The sequence below is a fragment of the Alicyclobacillus fructus genome (assembly GCF_017329605.1).
In the GTDB taxonomy this organism is placed as follows: domain Bacteria; phylum Bacillota; class Bacilli; order Alicyclobacillales; family Alicyclobacillaceae; genus Alicyclobacillus; species Alicyclobacillus fructus.
Window position 1 is genome coordinate 1 of record NZ_JAFMTY010000090.1, and the last position, 400, is coordinate 400.

Here is a 400-nt window from a genome sequence, read left to right on the forward strand (position 1 = left end):
ACGATTTCCGACTGCAGCACACTTAGTCTCCTGGGCAGGGCTATGTCCCGGGAACAACGAAAGTGCGGGGAAACGATACAGTGGAAAAACACGCAAGGGCGATGGTTGGCTGAGGGAAACGATGATCGAATGCGCACGAGCTGCGGCTCGAAGCAAAAAAAGCCGTCTTGCCGCCCGATATCACCGGATCGCCGCGCGCCGGGGCGCGAAACGTGCAGCAGTAGCATTGGCACACACCCTGCTCGTCATCGTGTATCACTTGCTCAAAGACAAGACGACATATCGAGACCTGGGACCTGACTACTACGACAAGCGGAATCGAGACGCCTTGATTCGACGCCACGTGCATCGCTTGAAGGAACTTGGGGTGACGGTCATCGTCGCAGAGGAAGCCTCCTGA

General features: G+C 57.0%; 1 protein-coding gene. It reads left to right on the plus strand.

Features of this window, described 5'->3' with window-relative positions; genetic code table 11:
- On the plus strand, positions 1 to 400 hold a 400-nt coding region (locus tag J3481_RS15165; protein ID WP_206832804.1), incomplete at its 5' end, for a transposase.